Genomic DNA, 18,582 nt, shown 5'->3' with positions numbered 1-18,582 from the left:
ACCAGCAACACTACTATTCACATCAGGAACAACTGGGTTACCGAAGGGTGGTTACCACACGCATAGAGGCCTCGTGCTTCATACACTCTCGACAGCATTAGCCGTTAAGAACCCGCCAGTGAATGCTTCACAGGATGATGTTGCTATGGTACTAGTCCCGATGTATCACGTACATGCATGGGGTTGGCCGTGGTCAACCATGCTAGGTGGGCATAGGAAGATTGTTTATCCTGGGCGTTTTGATTGGGGTCATATATTGAGGATTATACATGAGGAAGGCGTCACATTCAGTGCTGGAGTGCCCACCATACTTTATAACCTACTCACGCACCCTGACTCGCCGAAGTACGACCTAAGCAGGCTCAAGTTCATAGTCGGCGGTTCGACTAGGTCTGTTACGTCTGGTGCTCCGAATAGTCTCAATTGGAATCTCTCCTCCCTAACGCCTATGTTCTTCAACCTCTTCTTCCAATTCTCGAACCTCCTAACCGTGTTGTAGTTCGCGGTTATGAAGTGGCAGTCACCAAGCCTACAACCTGTAACAAAAACACCAGCAGCACCCAACTCAAAGGCCCTCTTAACATGCTTCCAGGACAACCTAGAACTACACTGAAGCCTAATGATGCGTGCATAGGGTGGGTACTGCAACTTAAAGATGCCAGCATTATCAGCAGCCCAGTAGGAGCAGTAGGCACAAGTGAACATAACAACCTTCCCCTCAGCCCCCTCAGCCAAAGCAGCCTCAACCTGAGCCAAAATAGCGTCCTTGGACTTAAGGCACCACCACTTGGCCTTGCCTGGATAGCCGCAGTTCTAGAGAGGGCTGGCCATAAGGTTAGGATAATTGACTCACCCACCGAGGGCATTGACTTAGGCTCATTCATTAGTGAGGTTAAGGCCTGGGGACCTGACGTAGTTGGCTTAACTGCATTAACACCCACGATATACAAGGCCTACGACACGGTTAAGGCGATTAAGGAGTATGATAAGGATCTACCGGTCATAATGGGTGGGCCTCACGTAACCTTCATGTACGATGAGGCCTTAAGCCACGGCGTGGATGTTGTTGTTAGGGGTGAGGGCGAGTACACCACGCTGGAGCTCGTTAATACCCTTGAGAAGGTTGGCATGGATAGGGATGCGCTTAAGGAGGTTAAGGGCACGGTAAGCCGCAAACCAATGAGCCGCCCTAAGGGAGCCCTCGCCCTTCAGGGCGGGGAGGAGGTCGGCTGAAGGCTATGCCCTCCTGAAGGCTATGCCCTCCCCTGTAACCACCTCCTCGGCCAGCCCCACCCTCACTAGCCTCATAAGGTGGGCCAGGGCCTCCCCCACGGCGAAGTACCTCTCGTAGGGGCTCATGTCGGCCCAGGCGGCGGCCCTAGTCCTCCACCTCAGCCTCCTGGCCACGTCGTAGAGGGTGGCCGGCGAGGCGGATATTATGGCCAGCACCTGCCTCAGCCTCTCCTCATGATGGGCCTCTATCTCCGCGGCCCTCCTCGCTACGTCCCTAACTTCGTCCCTGTGGCCGGGCCACGCCAATCCTATGCCCTCGCCCTGGAGCCTCCTGAGGGTCCTCAGGTACTCGCCTAGGGCGTCCCTTGACGTGTTGTCAAGGACGGTGGTGTTGCGATTGTTGATTTGCCGCCGATGAGTGTGGCCCAGCCTGAGTTTGTTGATTTGTTGGGTAGGGCTGATGCCGTGGTTGTTGTTAGTTCGTATGAGCCTGACTCGGTTGTCTCTGCGGATAGGGTTTTGGAGGCCTTCCCAGGTGAGAGGGTTGTTAGGGTCTGTAATAGGATACCCACGGAGGGCTGTAGGTATTACCTAAAGATAACGCCTGAGAATCCCTTCTTCGTCATTGGTGAGCCCAGTAACTTCAGGACTTTTGGTGCGTTGGTTAATGAGTTGGGCTTTGCAGGTGAGGCTAGGGCTGAGAGGGTTAATAGGGAGTTTGTGGTTGGTGGTATAAGGGCAAAGCTTGTTGCGTCATGGGATCCGTACCTAATCCTGGGTGTTGAGGCGTTGTCTAAGTGGTATTACGCCGCATTGCCTGGCGTTAGGCCGGTCGAGGATTTGGTCCGCGCGGAGCTACGCCGCCTGGGCCGCCCCGGGCTCCATCCTGTCCATACAGGCGCCGGCGTACGGCGAGCTGGGCGGGCTGGTGGTCTACCGGCCTAACGCCACGGATCTGGCGCTGACCGTCGGCGAGCCGGTGAGCCTAGAGGTGGCGTACAGCCCAGACTACACGAGGCTCGCGGCGCTGGCGACCGCGGCCGCCGCGGCAGCCCTGCTGGTGTTGCTTAAAAGGCGCAGGCCCGCCTCCCGACTCCCGCGTTCCGCGTAGGACGGAGCGCCTCGAGCGACTTTATAGGTATGTAGTTACTACATAGGTATGTTGTTTATGGACAGACCGGCCGAGAGGCCAGAGGAGCTTTTCGACAAGAAGGGGGAGCTAGAGCAAGCGGCCAGCGCCGCGGCCTAAGACAGCCGATGGGAGCGCATCTGGGCCGCTCGAGGGGCCTCCCGAGGTCGGTTGAGGCGGGGTGCTCAGCTTCAGAGACGCGCCCCGTTGGCGGGATGGAGTGATCCGGCCGCGGCGCTGGGCAGAGGCACAAGGCGGCGGATCCGGAGCTACTGCGCCAGCCTGTCTCTGAACTCCTCCACCGCCTTCTGGATCTCCCCGGCCAGCTGGAGGTCCCTCTCGGGTTAAGTCTGGTAGGATAGTGCCTGTGGGTGGTATGTGGGTTGAGAGTGATGCCAATCTACCTGGTGGTGAGTCCCTCGTTAGGCAGTTCCTATATGGGCAGAGGTTCCTCCTTAGGGAGTTTGGTTCGATAACGGATATTGGTTGGTTACCCGACACCTTTGGCTTTCCAGCGTCACTACCACAGATACTCAGGAAGGCAGGTATTAAGGTGTTCTTTGAGCATAAGATGTATTGGAACACCATAAACAGATTCCCATACTCCGTATTCCTGTGGGAGGGCATTGATGGCTCTGTAATACCCACGGTGAACTACGCAACATACGGCGCAGACCTGACGCCGAGGCAGATAATAAGGGCTTGGTCCGACCACACAAGCCCTGAGCTACCCGCCTTCCTACCCTTCGGTAAGGGTGATGGTGGTGGAGGACCAACATGGCTAATGCTCGAGAGGTACAGGGCGTATAGGGAGTTACCAGGCCTCCCCAGGCTTGTTATGGGTGATTTGAGGGAGTTTGTAAATGCCATACATGGTGATGACTCATTACCCAGGTGGAGAGGTGAGTTATACCTGGAGATACATAGGGGTGTCTATACAAATGGCGTTAGGCTAAAGCAGTTGGTTAGGAGACTGGAGACTAGGTTGAGGGAGTTGGAGACCTGGAGCGTGGTTGCTGGTGTTCGCAAGAGCTATGAGGAGCTTTGGCACCCACTCCTCGAGGCCGAGTATCACGACCCAATGGGCGCCACGTCAACAAAGGCTGTGTATGAGGAGGTGGTCAGGGACCTAGAGGACGATTTAAGTCGGGTTGAGGGCGAGCTGGATAAGGTGCTCAGGACAATGCTTGGCCCTGGTCAATGGGTATCCATAGTTAATCCACTACCCTGGCCCCGTAGGGATTTAGTCATCGTTAAGGAACCACTTAAGGGGTTACCAACCCAGAGAGTTGATGGTGGTTATTTAGTGCTTGTTGATGCGCCGCCGCTTGGTTATAGGTCGTTTGAAGTGGGTGATGGTGCCTCGATGGGTGATGTGGCCGTTAGTGATTACTATGTTGAGAATTCCGTAATTAGGGTTGTTATTGGGGATGGTAGGTTTAGGGTGTTTGATAAGGAGGTGGGTAGGTGGGCTGTCGATGATGGTTACCTAATGGCCTGTGAGGACATGCCGAGTAGATGGGATGGTTGGGACATTGATGCCTACTACAGGAGGGTTTGCTGGAGGCTGAAGCCGGGTGACGTGAGGGTTGTTGAGGGTGGACCGTTGAGGGGTTGTTTCGAGGTTAATTACCAGTTTAGGAGGTCGAGCATTAAGCAGAGGATTTGCGTTAATGCGTTCAGTAGGCGCATTGATATTGAGAATGAGGTTGATTGGAGGGAGAGACTCACCCTGCTAATTAGCAGGGTGAGTCTCTCCCTCCAATCAACCTCATTCTCAATATCAATGCGCCTACTGAACGCATTAACGCAAATCCTCTGCTTAATGCTCGACCTCCTAAACTGGTAATTAACCTCGAAACAACCTCTCAACGGTCCACCCTCAACAACCCTCACGTCACCCGGCTTCAGCCTCCAGCAAACCCTCCTGTAGTAGGCATCTATGTCCCAACCATCCCATCTACTCGGCATGTCCTCACAGGCCATTAGGTAACCATCATCGACAGCCCACCTACCCACCTCCTTATCAAACACCCTAAACCTACCATCCTCAATGATCACCCTAATTACGGAATTCTCAACATAGTAATCACCAACGGCCACATCACCCATCGAGGCACCATCACCCACCTCAAACGACCTATAACCAAGCGGCGGCACATCAACAAGCACTAAATAACCACCATCAACCCTCTGGGTTGGTAACCCCTTAAGTGGTTCCTTAACGATGACCAAATCCCTACGGGGCCAGGGCAGTGGATTAACTATGGACACCCATTGACCAGAGCCAAGAATTGTCCTGAGCACCTTATCCAGCTCGCCCTCAACCCTACCTAAATCGCCCTCTAGGTCCCTAACCACCTCCTCATACACGGCCTTCGTCGACGTGGCGCCCATTGGGTCGTGATACTCAGCCTCGAGGAGTGGGCGCCAAAGCTCCTCATAGCTCCTGCGAACACCAGCAACCACGCTCCAGGTCTCCAACTCCCTCAACCTAGTCTCCAGTCGCCTAACCAACTGCTTTAGCCTAACGCCATTCGTATAGACACCCCTATGTGCCTCTAGGTATAACTCACCCCTCCACCTGGGTAGCGAGTCATAACTGAGTACGGCGTTTACGAACTCCCTCAAATCACCCATGACAAGCCTGGGGAGGCCCGGTAACTCCCTGTACGCCCTGTACCTCTCGAGCATTAGCCATGTTGGTCCTCCACCACCATCACCCTTACCGAAGGGTAGGAAGGCGGGTAGCTCGGGGCTTGTGTGGTCTGCCCAAGCCCTTATTATCTGCCTCGGCGTTAGATCCGCGCCGTATGTTGCATAATTCACCGTGGGTATTACAGAACCATCAATGCCCTCCCACAGGAATACGGAGTATGGGAATCTGTTTATGGTGTTCCAATACATCTTATGTTCAAAGAAAACCTTGATCCCCGCCTTCCTGAGTATTTGCGGCAGTGACGCGGCGAAGCCGAAGGTGTCGGGTAACCAGCCAATATTCGTTATCCAACCAAACTCCCTAAGGAGGAACCTCTGCCCATATAGGAACTGCCTAACGAGGGACTCACCACCAGGTAGATTGGCATCACTCTCAACCCACATACCACCCACAGGCACTATCCTACCAGACTTAACCTGGTCCTCCTTTTCAATCAGTAAATACATCAAATGCTGGTCTTTATAATGTGACAGTCATAATACTAATTATGGTTGTGGCAACATATATAATTTATCGATTAATTAAGCGTGGCTCAATAAAGGCATTCGAGACATTAAAGAATGTTTTATTGGCAATAGTCATAATAAGCTCCACATTATTCTATGTATCAACCTACGTATACGGCTATGAAATAAAGCCTCTCATTGAATATCCCCTCTCACCGTTGATACTTACGATAGTCATTAGCGCGTTAATACTGTACGCCGCGATTAAGGCTAGGAATACTGTAGTCAGGGCTTTTGCAATAAGCGCGTATAGCTCCATGGCAGGCGTGATATTCACAATAGCCTTACCTGCATGGACACTGGCCATATTACTAGTGGCGTTACCGCTTTATGACATAGTGATGGTATACAAAGGCTTACTTGGTAAGCTCGTCACAGAGCTCTCGAAGTATGGTGAGGGTAAATACCCAATACTCAGGGGTTTAATCCTCGACATGGATGGTATAGGCATTGGTGTTGGCGACCTGGTGCTTTACGCAACCCTGGTCTCCTTAACAATGCTTGAGTATGAGAATTATGGTTTCACGTTTATCGAGGGATTGATGGCATCATTGGTATCCTTGTTGGGCATATTGATTGGGCTTTACGTGACATTTAAGTACATACTACCAATTAAGAGGTATGCACCAGCTTTACCAGTACCAATACTGCTTGGTTCAATACCACTGCTTTACTTGGTGACGATCTTATTATGAACATCATAGTTGAACATGTTCATTTCTCCTTAGTATTTCCCGTTCCTTCTGCGTCGGGTATTTCCTAAGTATTTGTATCCATGGGTTATCAATAACCTCGGTAAACGTTGATTCTACCACGTTGATGAGTTGGGCACGGCTAATAAATATTGAATGGATAAAATATAGCGTTATATAATCTCCATACCGAACACAGAGGGTACCCTTATTAGTGCGATATTGAGGTAGGTTCTGTGCGTAGGGTTGGGATTGTTGGTGTTGGTATGTCAGCTTTTGGTGTTAGAAATGACGTGGCTATACAAGAACTTGCCTGGGAAGCGGTTAAGGAGGCCCTCGCCGATGCCGGTCTAACGCAGAGGGATATTGAGATATCCGTGGTTGGTAGCGCCGGCACCAGAACCTATGAACTATATCCAGCGGTACCAATCAATGAGTATAGCGGTTTTAGTGAAAAGGGTCCTATAAGGGTTGAAGCAGCCTGTGCCACGGGTAGTGCCGCACTAACCGTTGCTTATAACATGGTTGCCTCTGGTTTCGTTGACATAGCCATGGCAATCGGTGTAGAGAAAATGAATGAGGTCGACACACCAACCTCGCTAGCTGTTGGTGGCAGAGGTGGCAATTATTTATGCTGGTCCTCCTTTTCAATCAGTAAATACATCAAATGCTGGTCTTTATAATGTGACAGTCATAATACTAATTATGGTTGTGGCAACATATATAATTTATCGATTAATTAAGCGTGGCTCAATAAAGGCGTTCGAGACATTAAAGAATGTTTTATTGGCAATAGTCATAATAAGCTCCACATTATTCTATGTATCAACCTACGTATACGGCTATGAAATAAAGCCTCTCATTGAATATCCTCTCTCACCGTTGATACTTACGATAGTCATTAGCGCGTTAATACTGTACGCCGCGATTAAAACTAGGAACACTGTGGTTAGGGCTTTTGCAATAAGCGTGTATAGCTCCATGGCTGGCGTGATATTCACAATAGCCCTACCGGCATGGACACTGGCCATATTACTAGTGGCGTTACCGCTTTATGACATAGTGATGGTATACAGAGGCTTACTTGGTAAGCTCGTCACAGAGCTCTCGAAGTATGGTGAGGGTAAATACCCAATACTCAGGGGTTTAATCCTCGACATGGATGGTATAGGCATTGGTGTTGGCGACCTTGTGCTTTACGCAACCCTGGTCTCCCTAACAATGCTTGAGTATGAGAATTATGGTTTCACGTTTATCGAGGGATTGATGGCATCATTGGTATCCTTGTTGGGCATATTGATTGGGCTTTACGTGACATTTAAATACATACTACCAATTAAGAGGTATGCACCAGCATTACCAGTACCAATACTGCTTGGTTCAATACCACTGCTTTACTTGGTGACGATCTTATTATGAACATCATAGTTGGGCATGTTCATTTCTCCTTAGTATTTCCCGTTCCTTCTGCGTTGGGTATTTCCTAAGTATTTGTATCCATGGGTTATCAATAACCTCGGTAAACGTTGATTCTACCACGTTGATGAGTTGGGCACGGTTAATAAATATTGAATGGATAAAATATAGCGTTATATAATCTCCATACCGAATACAGAGGGTACCCTTATTAGTGCGATATTGAGGTAGGTTCTGTGCGTAGGGTTGGGATTGTTGGTGTTGGTATGTCAGCTTTTGGTGTTAGAAATGACGTGGCTATACAGGAACTTGCCTGGGAAGCGGTTAAGGAGGCTCTCGCCGATGCCGGTCTAACGCAGAGGGATATTGAAATATCCGTGGTTGGTAGCGCCGGCACCAGAACCTATGAACTATATCCAGCGGTACCAATCAATGAGTATAGCGGTTTTAGTGAGAAGGGTCCTATAAGGGTTGAAGCAGCCTGTGCCACGGGTAGTGCTGCACTAGCCGTTGCTTATAACATGGTTGCCTCTGGTTTCGTTGACATAGCCATGGCAATCGGTGTAGAGAAAATGAATGAGGTCGACACACCAACCTCGCTAGCTGTTGGTGGCAGAGGTGGCAATTATTTATGAAACCACCAATACCCAGTTATTAACATAGAAGAAAAATAAAATAAGCAATGATTTATGAAGAATAAATATGGCACCAAACCCAATAAGGATACCGGTGGCATTCATAGATCCAGTCATAGGTGACCTGGGCGGACCGCCTGAATCGAGTAGGTGGATTGAGGAGAGGAGGGCTGCGTTCATGAATGCTGTGAGGGGTGAGTATTCGGGTGTTGATTTTGAGTTCTATGACATTAGGGATTTGGTTAATGTTCAGGAGTTCCTCAATAGGGAGGGTAACGCCGTTGGTTATGTTGTTGTGTCCCTGAACTCGATAATGGGGTATATAGACCCGATAATCAGGAGTGGTAAGCCCGTGATCATAATAGCCGAGGCATACGCAGGTGCTGGTGAGTTCATGCTGGGCCTTAGTAAGGCGGTTGATGAGGGTTACCCAGTCATTGGCGTTACAACAAGGGATATAACGAGTAAGTACGCCATATCCAAGATCAAGTACCTAATAGCCCTGGCTAAACTAAGGAATAGTAAGGTGTTGTTTGTGGTTTCACCAAGCCTGAAATCCCACCTCACGTGGCAGTTTGGTCCCAACACGGACATGTACAGCGTGCTTAGGCTCATCCAATCAATAACGGGTGTAACACCAATAATAATGGATGCCAATGAGTTTAGGGCGAGGTTCTTTGACAATGTTGATCAGAGGGAGGCGGAGGCCGTGGCCGAGGCCTGGATTAGGAATGCGGAGGCTGTTTATGATGATTCGAGAGAGGAAATCGTGAATTCAGCAAAGCTTTACCTGGCAATGAGGAGGGCGGTTAGGGAGTTGGGTGTTAATGCCATAGCCGTCGACTGCATAGTGCTGTACAACACCGGCTTATTGAAGGCATGGCCGTGCCTGGGTTATATGCAGTTGTGGTATGACAATATAATACCAGTCTGCGAGGCCGACCCATACGCCGCAGTACCAATACTCATAGCCAAATACCTATTCGGTAGGAATGGCTTCACCGTCAATGTCGGCGTTGATACAGAACGTGGCGAGTTCGTTTATCACCACTGTTACGCACCAACGAATCCACATGGCAGTGAGAAACCCGAGGTGCCCTACATAATAACGAAGGCACACCTAGGCACTAAGCACGCGTCAATACACGTTAAGTTACCAACCAATGAAACTGTCACAGTAATTGGATTTAACCCAGAGGAGAGGTTGTTATCGGTGCATGTTGCTAAGGCCTCCAATAATGAGTATGCACCGCAGGCCTGCGCCACGAAACTTATTGGTTCTGGAAATGTTAATGTTGTTGTTCGTAATTGGCGCTGGAGGGGTGGTTGGCATAGGGTGGTTGTGTATGGGGACTTTAGGAGGGAGCTTGAGGAGTTCGCCACATTGCTGGGTCTTGATTTGATCAATGAGGATTTATAACCTCAATTATGTAATACCACCTAATTGGTTTGGGCAAATCAACCCTATAGGAGACAACCCTAGCCACTGGAACAGTCATGTCGAACCTAAGCCCAACCTCCCTATCAGCCTTATCCCTGAAGTAATAAATCTCATTAACCACATCCTCCCCAGCCTTAGCCTTAAGTATCTCGTAGTACTCAAGGGCAGGCGTCTCAACCCTCAGGTAACCAAAGGATTCAGCAACCCTGGCTAACCTATCGAAAACCTGCAGCATTGGATAATACTCCTCAGGAGTCAAGTCCCTCATGCCACGCACAGGCTTTAAATCCATCAAAATCAAAATAGTCCCTTGATTTTTATTTTTAAACCCACACCCATCTATTGATTAATTGCACGAAACAACACAATCACCACCGTTGTGATTGCATTAACTAATCAATTACTTAACTACTCTTTGTATTTTACGGTAATGAAACCTTCGTTCTATAGTGAAGCAAGGAGCATTGTTACGAAATTTATATGTGTAACAATGTAAATTATTAATCCGATGGTTATGGGTATGATGAGGGGTATGTGGTAGGACGTGAGGACTGGCGTATCAATACTTATCCTACCCTGGGACAACCACTCACTCAATAATTCCCTTGGATCCTCAATATCAAGGCCAAGCCTAATCACCGGTTCAAAGCCATCCTCACCCAAGGCCTGGGCCACCGAGTAATTATTAGGGTTTCTAAACACCTTATATGCAGGTACGCACATTAGTATGGCCAGGTATAGAATCTTCCCAAGACTTCGCGACCTCATCAATGCCTCGCATTGCTTACCGTACCTAATGTTTTGAATTACGTTGTATGGTACATAGATTATTAGGGCTATTATTAGTGAGTTTATGAGCACCGATATTGGGGTCATATTAACAATACTCAGCGTCATATTCGGTAGGGTGACTGGTGGTATTGAGGCTGATATGAACATTATGGACTTGGAATCAGCACCACCCATCGCCCTTAACCAATACGCAGCCAAACCAAATGCCGCACCAAAGACCATACTGGCTATGTAAAGAAATAACTCATGAAGACTAAGTGCTAGGTAAATGCCGAGTGGTACGCATACTAATGCGCCGGCTATCCACGTCCAGTCACTAATCTCCCTGGTCTTTAGATCCTGGATTGAGGCGATTAATTGAATTAGAATGACAATGATATAATCCATAATTAGTAATAAACCTCGGTCAAGCACAAGCGCGATGAGCTGGTGAAAGGTAATTAAGGATATTGCATAATATCCACGGTGGTAATAAATTAAAAGGTCCTTACCAATGAATTAGTTATGTCACGGAGAGTTGCGATTGTGGGTGTTGGTTGGTACGGGTTTAGGCCCGTGGTGGAGGAGGCGTCCTTCAGGGAGATGATGTTCGAGGCAGCGGTTAGGGCTTATGAGGACGCGGGTGGTATATACCACCCGCGTCCTCATAAGCCCTAACCGCTGCCTCGAACATCATCTCCCTGAAGGACGCCTCCTCCACCACGGGCCTAAACCCGTACCAACCAACACCCACAATCGCAACTCTCCGTGACATAATTAATTCATTGGTAAGGACCTTTTAATTTATTACCACCGTGGATATTATGCAATATCCTTAATTACCTTTCACCAGCTCATCGCGCTTGTGCTTGACCGAGGTTTATTACTAATTATGGATTATGTCATTGTCATTCTAATTCAATTAATCGCCTCAATCCAGGATCTAAAGACCAGGGAGATTAGTGACTGGACGTGGATAGCCGGCGCATTAATATGCGTACCACTCGGCATCTACCTAGCACTTAGTCTTCGTGAGCTATTTCTTTACATAGTCAGTATGGTCTTTGGTGCGGCATTTGGTTTGGCTGCGTATTGGTTAAGGGCGATGGGTGGTGCTGATTCCAAGTCCATAATGTTCATATCAGCCTCAATACCACCAGTCACCCTACCGAATATGGCGCTGAGTATTGTTAATATGACCCCAATATCGGTGCTCATAAACTCACTAATAATAGCCCTAATAATCTATGTGCCATACAACGTAATTCAAAACATTAGGTATGGTAAGCGATGCGAGGCATTGATTAGGTCACAAGGTCTCAAGAAAGCCCTATACCTAGTTACGTTAATGTGCGTGCCCGCATATAAGGTGTTTAGAAACCCTAATAATTACTCGGTGGCCCAGGCCTTGGGCGAAGATGGCTTTGAACCGGTGATTAGGCTTGGCCTTGACGTTGAGGATCCAAGGGAATTATTGGGTGAGTGGTTATCCCAGGGTAGGATAAGTATTGATACGCCAGTCCTCACGTCCTACCACATACCCCTCATCATACCCATAACCATCGGGTTAATAATTTACATTGTTGCACATATAAATTTCGTAACAATACTCCTTGCTTCACTATAGCACGAAGGTTTCATCACCGTAAAATACAAAGAGCAGCTAAGTAATTGATTAGTTAATGCAATCACAACGGTGGCGATTGTGTTGCTTCGTACAATTAATCAATAGATGGGTGCGGGTTTAAAAATAAAAAATCAAGGGACTATTTTGATTTTGATGGATTTAAAGCCTGTGCGTGGCATGAGGGACTTGACTCCTGAGGAGTATTATCCAATGCTGCAGATTTTCGATAGGTTAGCCAGAGTTGCTGAATCCTTTGGTTACCTGAGGGTTGAGACGCCTGCCCTTGAGTACTACGAGATACTTAAGGCCAAGGCTGGGGAGGATGTGGTTAACGAGATTTATTACTTCAGGGATAAGGCTGATAGGGAGGTTGGGCTTAGGTTCGACATGACTGTTCCAGTGGCTAGGGTTGTCTCCTATAGGGTTGATTTGCCCAAACCAATTAGGTGGTATTACATAAAGATGAAGGTGTTCTACCTAGGGCAGGAGGTGTTCAACCAGATAGTGCCCGTGCCACCACCCAATGAGAACGTAATAATCACACCAACAGGGCAGGTAACATACACAACGAGCCCGGTGACCGTCTATATAGCGGGCACGCCAGTCACGATACCGCCGAACGGCACAATAATCATTGAGACGAGCGTGTACCCAGTCACCTTCAACATAACCAGTAAGAGCGGTCTATACCCAGTGGGCAACACCTACCTAGGGCTAACCTTCACCGACGTATTGTATAGGCAGTACGTGATGGGTGGCTCAGCACTAGCTACGCCGATAGCCCTCACGTACATAAACAACACAGCATACCCATTCAACGTGACGAGCTTCGGAATACTAACTGTTCCAGACCTCTACTTATTAACAAAGGGCACTTACGCAATAGTTGAGACGTACCAGACAACAACCACCGACTATAACCCACAGGCGGTGGCTAGCGAGGAGTTAATTAACAGCACGTATTCACTGGCAGGTTACGTACTGCCCAACCTAGGCGGCTTCTTCGTTAATTCAAGCAGCCCAACAACAAGCCTAACACCGCTATACATGACCAGCATATTCCCGAACGTATTCAGCGCAACACCGAATGCCGTTGCGTTTAACCTAACCATGGGTATACCGATATATGCCCACGTAGGGACAACAATAACAGCAACGGCGACCCCGAACGACACCTTCCTATACGCACCATCAAGCGCCTACAGTGAGTATAGGTTATTGGTTAATGAGTCATTGATGGAGCCCATAACGCCAATACCTGCTGTAATCGATGGTTCATCACAGTCCCTATATGCAATGAGCCTGAGCGGTGTGTATCCACTAATAAACGCGACTGAGGTTACTCAGTCAGCATCGAGCGTTGTTTACTTCAACTATACCACGTATCCGAACCTGGCGAGCTATAGGCTGTGGGAGGCCTACATCAACGCCACCGGCATGACTTCTGTGACCAACGCCACCATAGGCATATACGCATACAATGGGACTTGGTACTACGTGTACAGCGTCAATGTTACGCAGCAGTTCCAGGAGGCCATGGTTAGGACAATACCGCTGTACGTGTACCTGAGCTATAGCAAGATAAGCAGTGTTGTGCAGTCGCCAACAGAGATTGCCGTGGTGCTGTACGTCTACGGTAGTGGGACTTACTACGTACTACCACCAGCATACTACGGAGACCACACGCACATAGCATACCCAGTAATAAGCAGTGGCTTCGGCGGTGTGGTTAACTACTACACTGAGAATCTATACACAACATACACCACATCCACAACAGAGACTGTAACATTCACATATCCAACGGTTAATGCAACATGGTATCCATACTTCGGAAGCCCACTGACAGTGGTGATACCAGTTGGTTCCAATGGTGAGGCTGTGTTTGATATGCCGTGGTTGTGATAATCTCATAAGGTCTCTCTGACGGTTCATGGTTCTGACCAGCCCATATTACTACCTGGCTTATTGTCATGTCTAGGAAGTCCTCATAAGCGATTGCCTCACTTTCTGTACCCTTCTTCACAGTCTCGTCGGTCCTCATTAAGCTTGGTCCCCTACCAGCCATCCACTCAAGGCGTTGGGCGTAGACCCTGAGGGTCGTTGGTGTTATTGGTAAGTCGACATAATTGCCCTTACCACCATATAGCCTCCTTATCTCATCAAGGTGCGGCTTCCAGAAGTCCTGACCATAAACATTGCTTATTCTCGTCTTTAGCAGTAATTGATATGCCCCAACTGGCCCGTATCCATCCTTAAACCTTGGAACCACGAACCTAGCCTCCATCATCGTCATGACTGCTCCTGCCTCAATCAACATACCGTATGATGACGCTGATGACCATGGCGGGTACCAAGACCTACCAAGCCCCTCACCCTGCGACCTAGGTCTATAGACCTGGGAACCACCGCCGGCAGCCAATATCGTGGCCTTAGCCCTGAAAACATATATTGTACCGTCATTCACGTTAAAACCTATGGCACCAACAACCCTATTCGGATTAGACGGACTCTTCAGTAGGTGGGTCACCATTACCCTATTGAAGATGTTCTCATCGCCAAGGGCTTTCCTAGCGGCCTCAGCCACTATTGCCTTGTAGGATTCTCCATGAATCATTATTTGCCACTTACCCTCACGCACATAGCACCCAGTCTTTGGCTCGGGCCATATGGGTAATCCCCACTCATCGAATAGGTGCACGGTTGAATCAACATGTCTAGCGTAATCATAGACTAGGTCCTCCCTAACAACACCCATTAGATCACCTCTCACGTACTTAACGTAGTCCTCAACAGTATTCTCCTTGCACTTAAGTCCTAGGTATGTGTTTATTGCCGATAACCCCATCGCCACAGCGCCACTCCTATTTATATTGGCCTTCTCGGCTAGTATTATTCTGCAGTTCCTACACCAATACCTAGCCTCCCAAGCCGCACCTGTTCCTGCCATTCCTCCACCAATTATTAGGATGTCCGCATCCACGTACCTAACCCTAGTCCTCACCATACTCTCACCCCCTCACCTCAACCTTCACTACCTCGGGAACCTTGGTCTTTGGAAGTTCAACACCCAGTTTATTACCGCCAAGCTTCTCATGCTCAAAGGATAAGTAAGGTGTCCTAAGCATATCCTTCGGCGGCTCCGGAGCTTCGTGCGGCGGCTTTATTGAGCCCCACGGCGTAGTCCTTATTGGGAATATGAAGTATTTGACCGTGCCATTCCTATACCTAATGGTCCAGTAAACCCTATTTGTCTTCTCATCCCTATAGACCTCAACCGCACCACCCAGTGGTGTGAAGTCCATGTAGCCCCTAATTTGGACGGCGCCCTGTGGACAATGCTTAACGCAGTTGTAGCACTCCCAGCAGGACTCAGGCTCTATATTCACGGCCTTCCTTGTGATAATCTCATAAGGTCTCTCTGACGGTTCATGGTTCTGACCAGCCCATATTACTACCTGGCTTATTGTCATGTCTAGGAAGTCCTCATAAGCGATTGCCTCACTTTCTGTACCCTTCTTCACGGTTTCGTCGGTCCTCATTAAGCTTGGTCCCCTACCAGCCATCCACTCAAGGCGTTGGGCGTAGACCCTAAGGGTCGTTGGTGTTATTGGTAAGTCGACATAATTGCCCTTACCACTATATAGCTTCCTAAGTTCATCGACGTGGGGCTTCCAAAAGTCCTGACCGTAGGCATTGGTTATCCTTGTCTTTAACAATAACTGATATGCACCAACAGGACCATAACCATCCTTAAACCTTGGGACAACGAACCTAGCCTCCATCATCGTCATGACAGCGCCAGCCTCAATCATTAATCCATATGAGGATGCGGAGGACCATGGCGGATACCAAGACCTACCAAGCCCCTCACCCTGCGACCTAGGTCTATAGACGTGGGAACCACCGCCGGCAGTCACTATCGTGGCCTTAGCCCTGAAAACATATATTGTACCGTCATTCACGTTAAAGCCTATGGCACCAACAACCCTGTTCGGATTAGACGGACTCTTCAGTAGGTGGGTCACCATTACCCTATTGAAGATGTTCTCATCGCCAAGGGCCTTCCTAGCGGCCTCAGCTACTATTGCCTTGTAGGATTCTCCGTGAATCATTATTTGCCACTTACCCTCACGCACATAGCACCCAGTCTTTGGCTCGGGCCATATGGGTAATCCCCACTCATCGAATAGGTGAACAGTTGAGTCAACATGTCTAGCGTAGTCGTAGACAAGGTCCTCCCTAACAATACCCATTAGATCACCTCTCACGTACTTAACGTAATCCTCAACAGTATTCTCCTTGCACTTAAGTCCTAGGTATGTGTTTATTGCCGATAACCCCATCGCCACAGCGCCACTCCTATTTATATTGGCCTTCTCGGCTAGTACTATTCTGCAGTTCCTACACCAATACCTAGCCTCCCAAGCCGCGCCGCACCCAGCCATTCCTCCACCAATTATTAGGATGTCCGCATCCACGTACCTAACCCTAGTCCTCACCATGATCTCACCCCCTCACCTCAACCTTCACTACCTCGGGAACCTTGGTCTTTGGAAGTTCAACACCCAGCTTATTACCGCCAAGCTTCTCATGCTCAAAGGATAAGTAAGGCGTCTTCAGCATATCCTTCGGCGGCTCCGGAGCTTCGTGCGGCGGCTTTATTGAGCCCCACGGCGTAGTCCTTATTGGGAATACGAAGTACTTAATGGTACCATTCCTATACCTAATGGTCCAGTAAACCCTATTCGTCTTCTCATCCCTATAAACCTCAACCGCACCACCCAGTGGTGTGAAGTCCATGTAGCCCCTAATTTGGACGGCGCCCTGTGGACAATGCTTAACGCAGTTGTAGCACTCCCAGCAGGACTCAGGCTCTATATTCACGGCCTTCCGGATAATCGCTGGATTAAGAAAGCCCGATAGTGGTAAGGTATTATTGATGGGTGAGGAGGTTAGGGGTCCAACACCGAAGCTTGCCATGATATTCCAAGACTTTGCATTATTTCCCTGGCTAACCGCACTTGAGAATGTGGAATTAGCACTCATGCACAGGAAAGACCTTAGTAGGGAAGTTAGGAGGGAGATAGCAAGGAAGTACCTGGCATTGGTTGGTTTGGAGGGGTTTGAGGATTATTACCCAAGGGAGTTGAGTGGTGGCATGAAGCAGAGGGTTGCGATAGCCAGGGCATTGGCTGCCCAACCAGTCGTTCTATTGATGGACGAGCCTTTCGCAAATCTTGACGCAATAACTGCGGAGGGTTTGAGGGCCGAAATATACAACATGGTTTTTAATGAGGAGTCCACGGTCAAGGCGATAGTGATGGTAAGCCACAACCTGGAGGAGGTCGTGGAACTCAGCGATAGGGTCATAGTGCTCGGTGGTAGACCAGCAAGCATAATTGCGGAGGTGGATGTCAAGTTACCGAGACCCAGAAGCACCAGGGACGTGGAGTTCCAGGACTACCTAGATAGGCTTTATTCGTTGTTATCAATAAGCCTAAGGGCTTAGGTGATACTAATGAACGTGGTATTAATGATCCAGACAATTATAACGGCAATACTCGCAACATTAGCGACATTCGGCAGGGTCGCTCTAACGATAATACTAGGTATAGTCCTCGGCTGGTTCCTAGGGTATGCAGCGGCAAAGAGTGGGCTTTTTGAACGCATATTCTTATCCATCACCCAGACCCTTGAGGCAGTACCAGTCATTACCTTCTTCCCAGTGGTTCTAATATTCTTTGTGAAATCAATAGGTGGTTACATAGGAACGGAATTGGCCGTGGACTTCCTGGTTTTCACGGCCGTTGTTTGGAACATATGGGTTGGTGAGTACGAGTCAATAAAGACCACATCACAATCCCTCGAAGATACTGCGGAGATGTTGAGACTGGGGTTTTGGGGTAAGTTTAGGTACTTATACATACCGATAACAATGCCTAGAATCGCGGGTAACGTGCTCGTAAGCTTCGCCGACGCGTTATTCTACATAGTCGTTAGTGAAGTCATCACCCTAGGCACGACCCAATACTCCGTCTTTGGAATAGGTGCATTAATTGCGAATTGGGTAAGTAATGGTGAGTGGACAGATGCATTTACTGGGCTTGGGGTATTAATTGTTATGGTGACGGCGGTTCTCTTTGGAATACTAAGGCCATTCGTGAATTGGGCCGTTAAGTATAGCTATGATCCGCTCATGGAGGTGACGAGGACGAGGATTAGAAGACCTGTGGTTACTAGCCGTGCAAGGGCCTTTGTGGCGAGGAATATCAGGTACATAAGGAGGGTGGCGGCGATTGAGGATGCCGTAATGCCTGTTTTTATTAAGGCATCGAGTTACGCCATTAGGCATAGATTAACGACTAGACCAAGGCCCAGAAACGTATTAACGGTTACGGAGAAGTACGTCG

16 protein-coding genes and 6 pseudogenes are annotated in these 18,582 nt (G+C 48.7%); 13 read left to right on the top strand and 9 right to left on the bottom strand.

Annotation, left to right across the window (positions count from 1 at the left end; genetic code table 11):
* Positions 1-325: pseudogene (locus B7L70_RS12930) on the top strand (AMP-binding protein); the annotation flags it as partial.
* Here B7L70_RS12930 and B7L70_RS12925 read toward each other — a convergent pair.
* On the bottom strand, positions 313-657 hold the full coding sequence (locus B7L70_RS12925) for a hydrogenase iron-sulfur subunit (protein ID WP_238376283.1): 345 nt from the start codon (positions 655-657) through the stop codon (positions 313-315). The pseudogene B7L70_RS12930 and the gene B7L70_RS12925 sit on opposite strands and share 13 nt — an antisense overlap.
* Here B7L70_RS12925 and B7L70_RS14050 point away from each other — a divergent pair.
* A complete protein-coding gene (locus tag B7L70_RS14050; RefSeq protein ID WP_238376281.1) occupies positions 583-1,233 on the top strand; it encodes a radical SAM protein in 651 nt (216 codons plus the stop codon). The genes B7L70_RS12925 and B7L70_RS14050 overlap by 75 nt on opposite strands.
* A gap of 3 nt (positions 1,234-1,236) precedes the next feature.
* On the opposite strand, the gene B7L70_RS12915 is transcribed toward B7L70_RS14050, so the two are convergent.
* Positions 1,237-1,539 carry a hypothetical protein gene (locus tag B7L70_RS12915; RefSeq protein WP_101940311.1) on the bottom strand — a complete coding sequence of 101 codons (303 nt, stop codon included), beginning with the start codon at positions 1,537-1,539 and terminating at the stop codon, positions 1,237-1,239.
* Between the two features lie 99 nt (positions 1,540-1,638).
* Between B7L70_RS12915 and B7L70_RS12910 the strand changes: the two genes are divergently transcribed.
* Both B7L70_RS12910 and B7L70_RS12905 read left to right on the top strand, forming a co-directional pair.
* Positions 1,639-2,178 carry a hypothetical protein gene (locus B7L70_RS12910; protein WP_238376280.1) on the top strand — a complete coding sequence of 180 codons (540 nt, stop codon included), beginning with the start codon at positions 1,639-1,641 and terminating at the stop codon, positions 2,176-2,178.
* Between the two features lie 536 nt (positions 2,179-2,714).
* A pseudogene (locus B7L70_RS12905) lies at positions 2,715-4,082 on the top strand (glycoside hydrolase family 38 C-terminal domain-containing protein); the annotation flags it as partial.
* On the opposite strand, the gene B7L70_RS12900 reads toward B7L70_RS12905, so the two are convergent.
* A complete protein-coding gene (locus B7L70_RS12900; protein ID WP_238376282.1) occupies positions 3,992-5,464 on the bottom strand; it encodes a glycoside hydrolase family 38 C-terminal domain-containing protein in 1,473 nt (490 codons plus the stop codon). The pseudogene B7L70_RS12905 and the gene B7L70_RS12900 overlap by 91 nt on opposite strands.
* Before the next feature lie 104 nt (positions 5,465-5,568).
* Here B7L70_RS12900 and B7L70_RS12895 point away from each other — a divergent pair, with 104 nt between their 5' ends.
* From B7L70_RS12895 to B7L70_RS12875, 5 genes and pseudogenes are all read left to right on the top strand, one after another.
* The gene (locus tag B7L70_RS12895; protein ID WP_238376279.1) at positions 5,569-6,282 is read left to right on the top strand and encodes a hypothetical protein; all 714 of its coding nucleotides are present in this window, start codon (positions 5,569-5,571) and stop codon (positions 6,280-6,282) included.
* A 233-nt stretch (positions 6,283-6,515) separates the two neighbouring features.
* Positions 6,516-6,911 (top strand): annotated as a pseudogene (locus tag B7L70_RS12890) (beta-ketoacyl synthase N-terminal-like domain-containing protein); the annotation flags it as partial.
* 73 nt (positions 6,912-6,984) lie between these two features.
* The gene (locus B7L70_RS12885) at positions 6,985-7,698 is read left to right on the top strand and encodes a hypothetical protein (RefSeq protein ID WP_238376277.1); all 714 of its coding nucleotides are present in this window, start codon (positions 6,985-6,987) and stop codon (positions 7,696-7,698) included.
* Positions 7,699-7,931: 233 nt separating this feature from the next.
* Positions 7,932-8,327 (top strand): annotated as a pseudogene (locus tag B7L70_RS12880) (beta-ketoacyl synthase N-terminal-like domain-containing protein); the annotation flags it as partial.
* 70 nt (positions 8,328-8,397) lie between these two features.
* Positions 8,398-9,750 carry a fucose isomerase gene (locus B7L70_RS12875; protein ID WP_081228496.1) on the top strand — a complete coding sequence of 451 codons (1,353 nt, stop codon included), beginning with the start codon at positions 8,398-8,400 and terminating at the stop codon, positions 9,748-9,750.
* On the opposite strand, the pseudogene B7L70_RS12870 reads toward B7L70_RS12875, so the two are convergent.
* From B7L70_RS12870 to B7L70_RS12855, 3 genes and pseudogenes are all read right to left on the bottom strand, one after another.
* Positions 9,749-10,063 (bottom strand): annotated as a pseudogene (locus B7L70_RS12870) (ATP phosphoribosyltransferase regulatory subunit); the annotation flags it as partial. The gene B7L70_RS12875 and the pseudogene B7L70_RS12870 overlap by 2 nt on opposite strands.
* Positions 10,064-10,215: 152 nt before the next feature.
* Positions 10,216-10,977, bottom strand: a complete 762-nt coding sequence (locus B7L70_RS12865) for an A24 family peptidase (protein WP_081228495.1) — start codon at positions 10,975-10,977, stop codon at positions 10,216-10,218.
* Between the two features lie 187 nt (positions 10,978-11,164).
* Positions 11,165-11,317, bottom strand: a complete 153-nt coding sequence (locus B7L70_RS12855; RefSeq protein ID WP_369907357.1) for a hypothetical protein — start codon at positions 11,315-11,317, stop codon at positions 11,165-11,167.
* 90 nt (positions 11,318-11,407) lie between these two features.
* Here B7L70_RS12855 and B7L70_RS12850 point away from each other — a divergent pair, with 90 nt between their 5' ends.
* Both B7L70_RS12850 and B7L70_RS12845 read left to right on the top strand, forming a co-directional pair.
* Positions 11,408-12,169: an A24 family peptidase gene (locus tag B7L70_RS12850; RefSeq protein WP_081228494.1), complete on the top strand. Its 762-nt coding sequence runs from the start codon at positions 11,408-11,410 to the stop codon at positions 12,167-12,169.
* Between the two features lie 153 nt (positions 12,170-12,322).
* A pseudogene (locus tag B7L70_RS12845) lies at positions 12,323-12,643 on the top strand (ATP phosphoribosyltransferase regulatory subunit); the annotation flags it as partial.
* A 1,333-nt stretch (positions 12,644-13,976) separates the two neighbouring features.
* Here the strand turns inward: B7L70_RS12845 and B7L70_RS12835 are convergent.
* The 3 genes from B7L70_RS12835 to B7L70_RS12825 are packed head-to-tail and all read right to left on the bottom strand — an operon-like array spanning position 13,977 to position 17,056.
* Complete coding sequence (locus B7L70_RS12835) at positions 13,977-15,176, bottom strand: FAD-binding protein (protein ID WP_238376276.1); 1,200 nt, start codon at positions 15,174-15,176, stop codon at positions 13,977-13,979.
* Between the two features lie 4 nt (positions 15,177-15,180).
* A complete protein-coding gene (locus B7L70_RS12830; RefSeq protein WP_143701667.1) occupies positions 15,181-16,674 on the bottom strand; it encodes an FAD-binding protein in 1,494 nt (497 codons plus the stop codon).
* 4 nt (positions 16,675-16,678) lie between these two features.
* Entirely contained in the window at positions 16,679-17,056 is a 378-nt protein-coding gene (locus B7L70_RS12825) for a 4Fe-4S binding protein (RefSeq protein ID WP_238376275.1), read from the bottom strand.
* Here B7L70_RS12825 and B7L70_RS12820 point away from each other — a divergent pair.
* The gene (locus B7L70_RS12820; protein WP_101940310.1) at positions 17,049-17,681 is read left to right on the top strand and encodes an ABC transporter ATP-binding protein; all 633 of its coding nucleotides are present in this window, start codon (positions 17,049-17,051) and stop codon (positions 17,679-17,681) included. The genes B7L70_RS12825 and B7L70_RS12820 overlap by 8 nt on opposite strands.
* A 9-nt stretch (positions 17,682-17,690) precedes the next feature.
* Positions 17,691-18,582 (top strand): ABC transporter permease subunit (locus B7L70_RS12815; RefSeq protein ID WP_143701666.1); only part of this gene is annotated, 892 nt, incomplete at its 3' end.

This window comes from Vulcanisaeta sp. EB80, assembly GCF_002078205.2.
This window is presented reverse-complemented; position numbering and strand designations above follow the sequence as displayed.

Excerpts from the sequence above, each read along its gene's own strand:
- B7L70_RS14050 (WP_238376281.1), top strand. The coding sequence starts at position 583 with ATGCTTCCAGGACAACCTAGAACTACACTGAAGCCTAATGATGCGTGC.
- B7L70_RS12900 (WP_238376282.1), bottom strand. The coding sequence starts at position 5,464 with ATGTGGGTTGAGAGTGATGCCAATCTACCTGGTGGTGAGTCCCTCGTT.
- B7L70_RS12895 (WP_238376279.1), top strand. The coding sequence starts at position 5,569 with ATGGTTGTGGCAACATATATAATTTATCGATTAATTAAGCGTGGCTCA.
- B7L70_RS12885 (WP_238376277.1), top strand. The coding sequence starts at position 6,985 with ATGGTTGTGGCAACATATATAATTTATCGATTAATTAAGCGTGGCTCA.
- B7L70_RS12875 (WP_081228496.1), top strand. The coding sequence starts at position 8,398 with ATGGCACCAAACCCAATAAGGATACCGGTGGCATTCATAGATCCAGTC.
- B7L70_RS12855 (WP_369907357.1), bottom strand. The coding sequence starts at position 11,317 with ATGTCACGGAGAGTTGCGATTGTGGGTGTTGGTTGGTACGGGTTTAGG.
- B7L70_RS12835 (WP_238376276.1), bottom strand. The coding sequence starts at position 15,176 with ATGGTGAGGACTAGGGTTAGGTACGTGGATGCGGACATCCTAATAATT.
- B7L70_RS12830 (WP_143701667.1), bottom strand. The coding sequence starts at position 16,674 with ATGGTGAGGACTAGGGTTAGGTACGTGGATGCGGACATCCTAATAATT.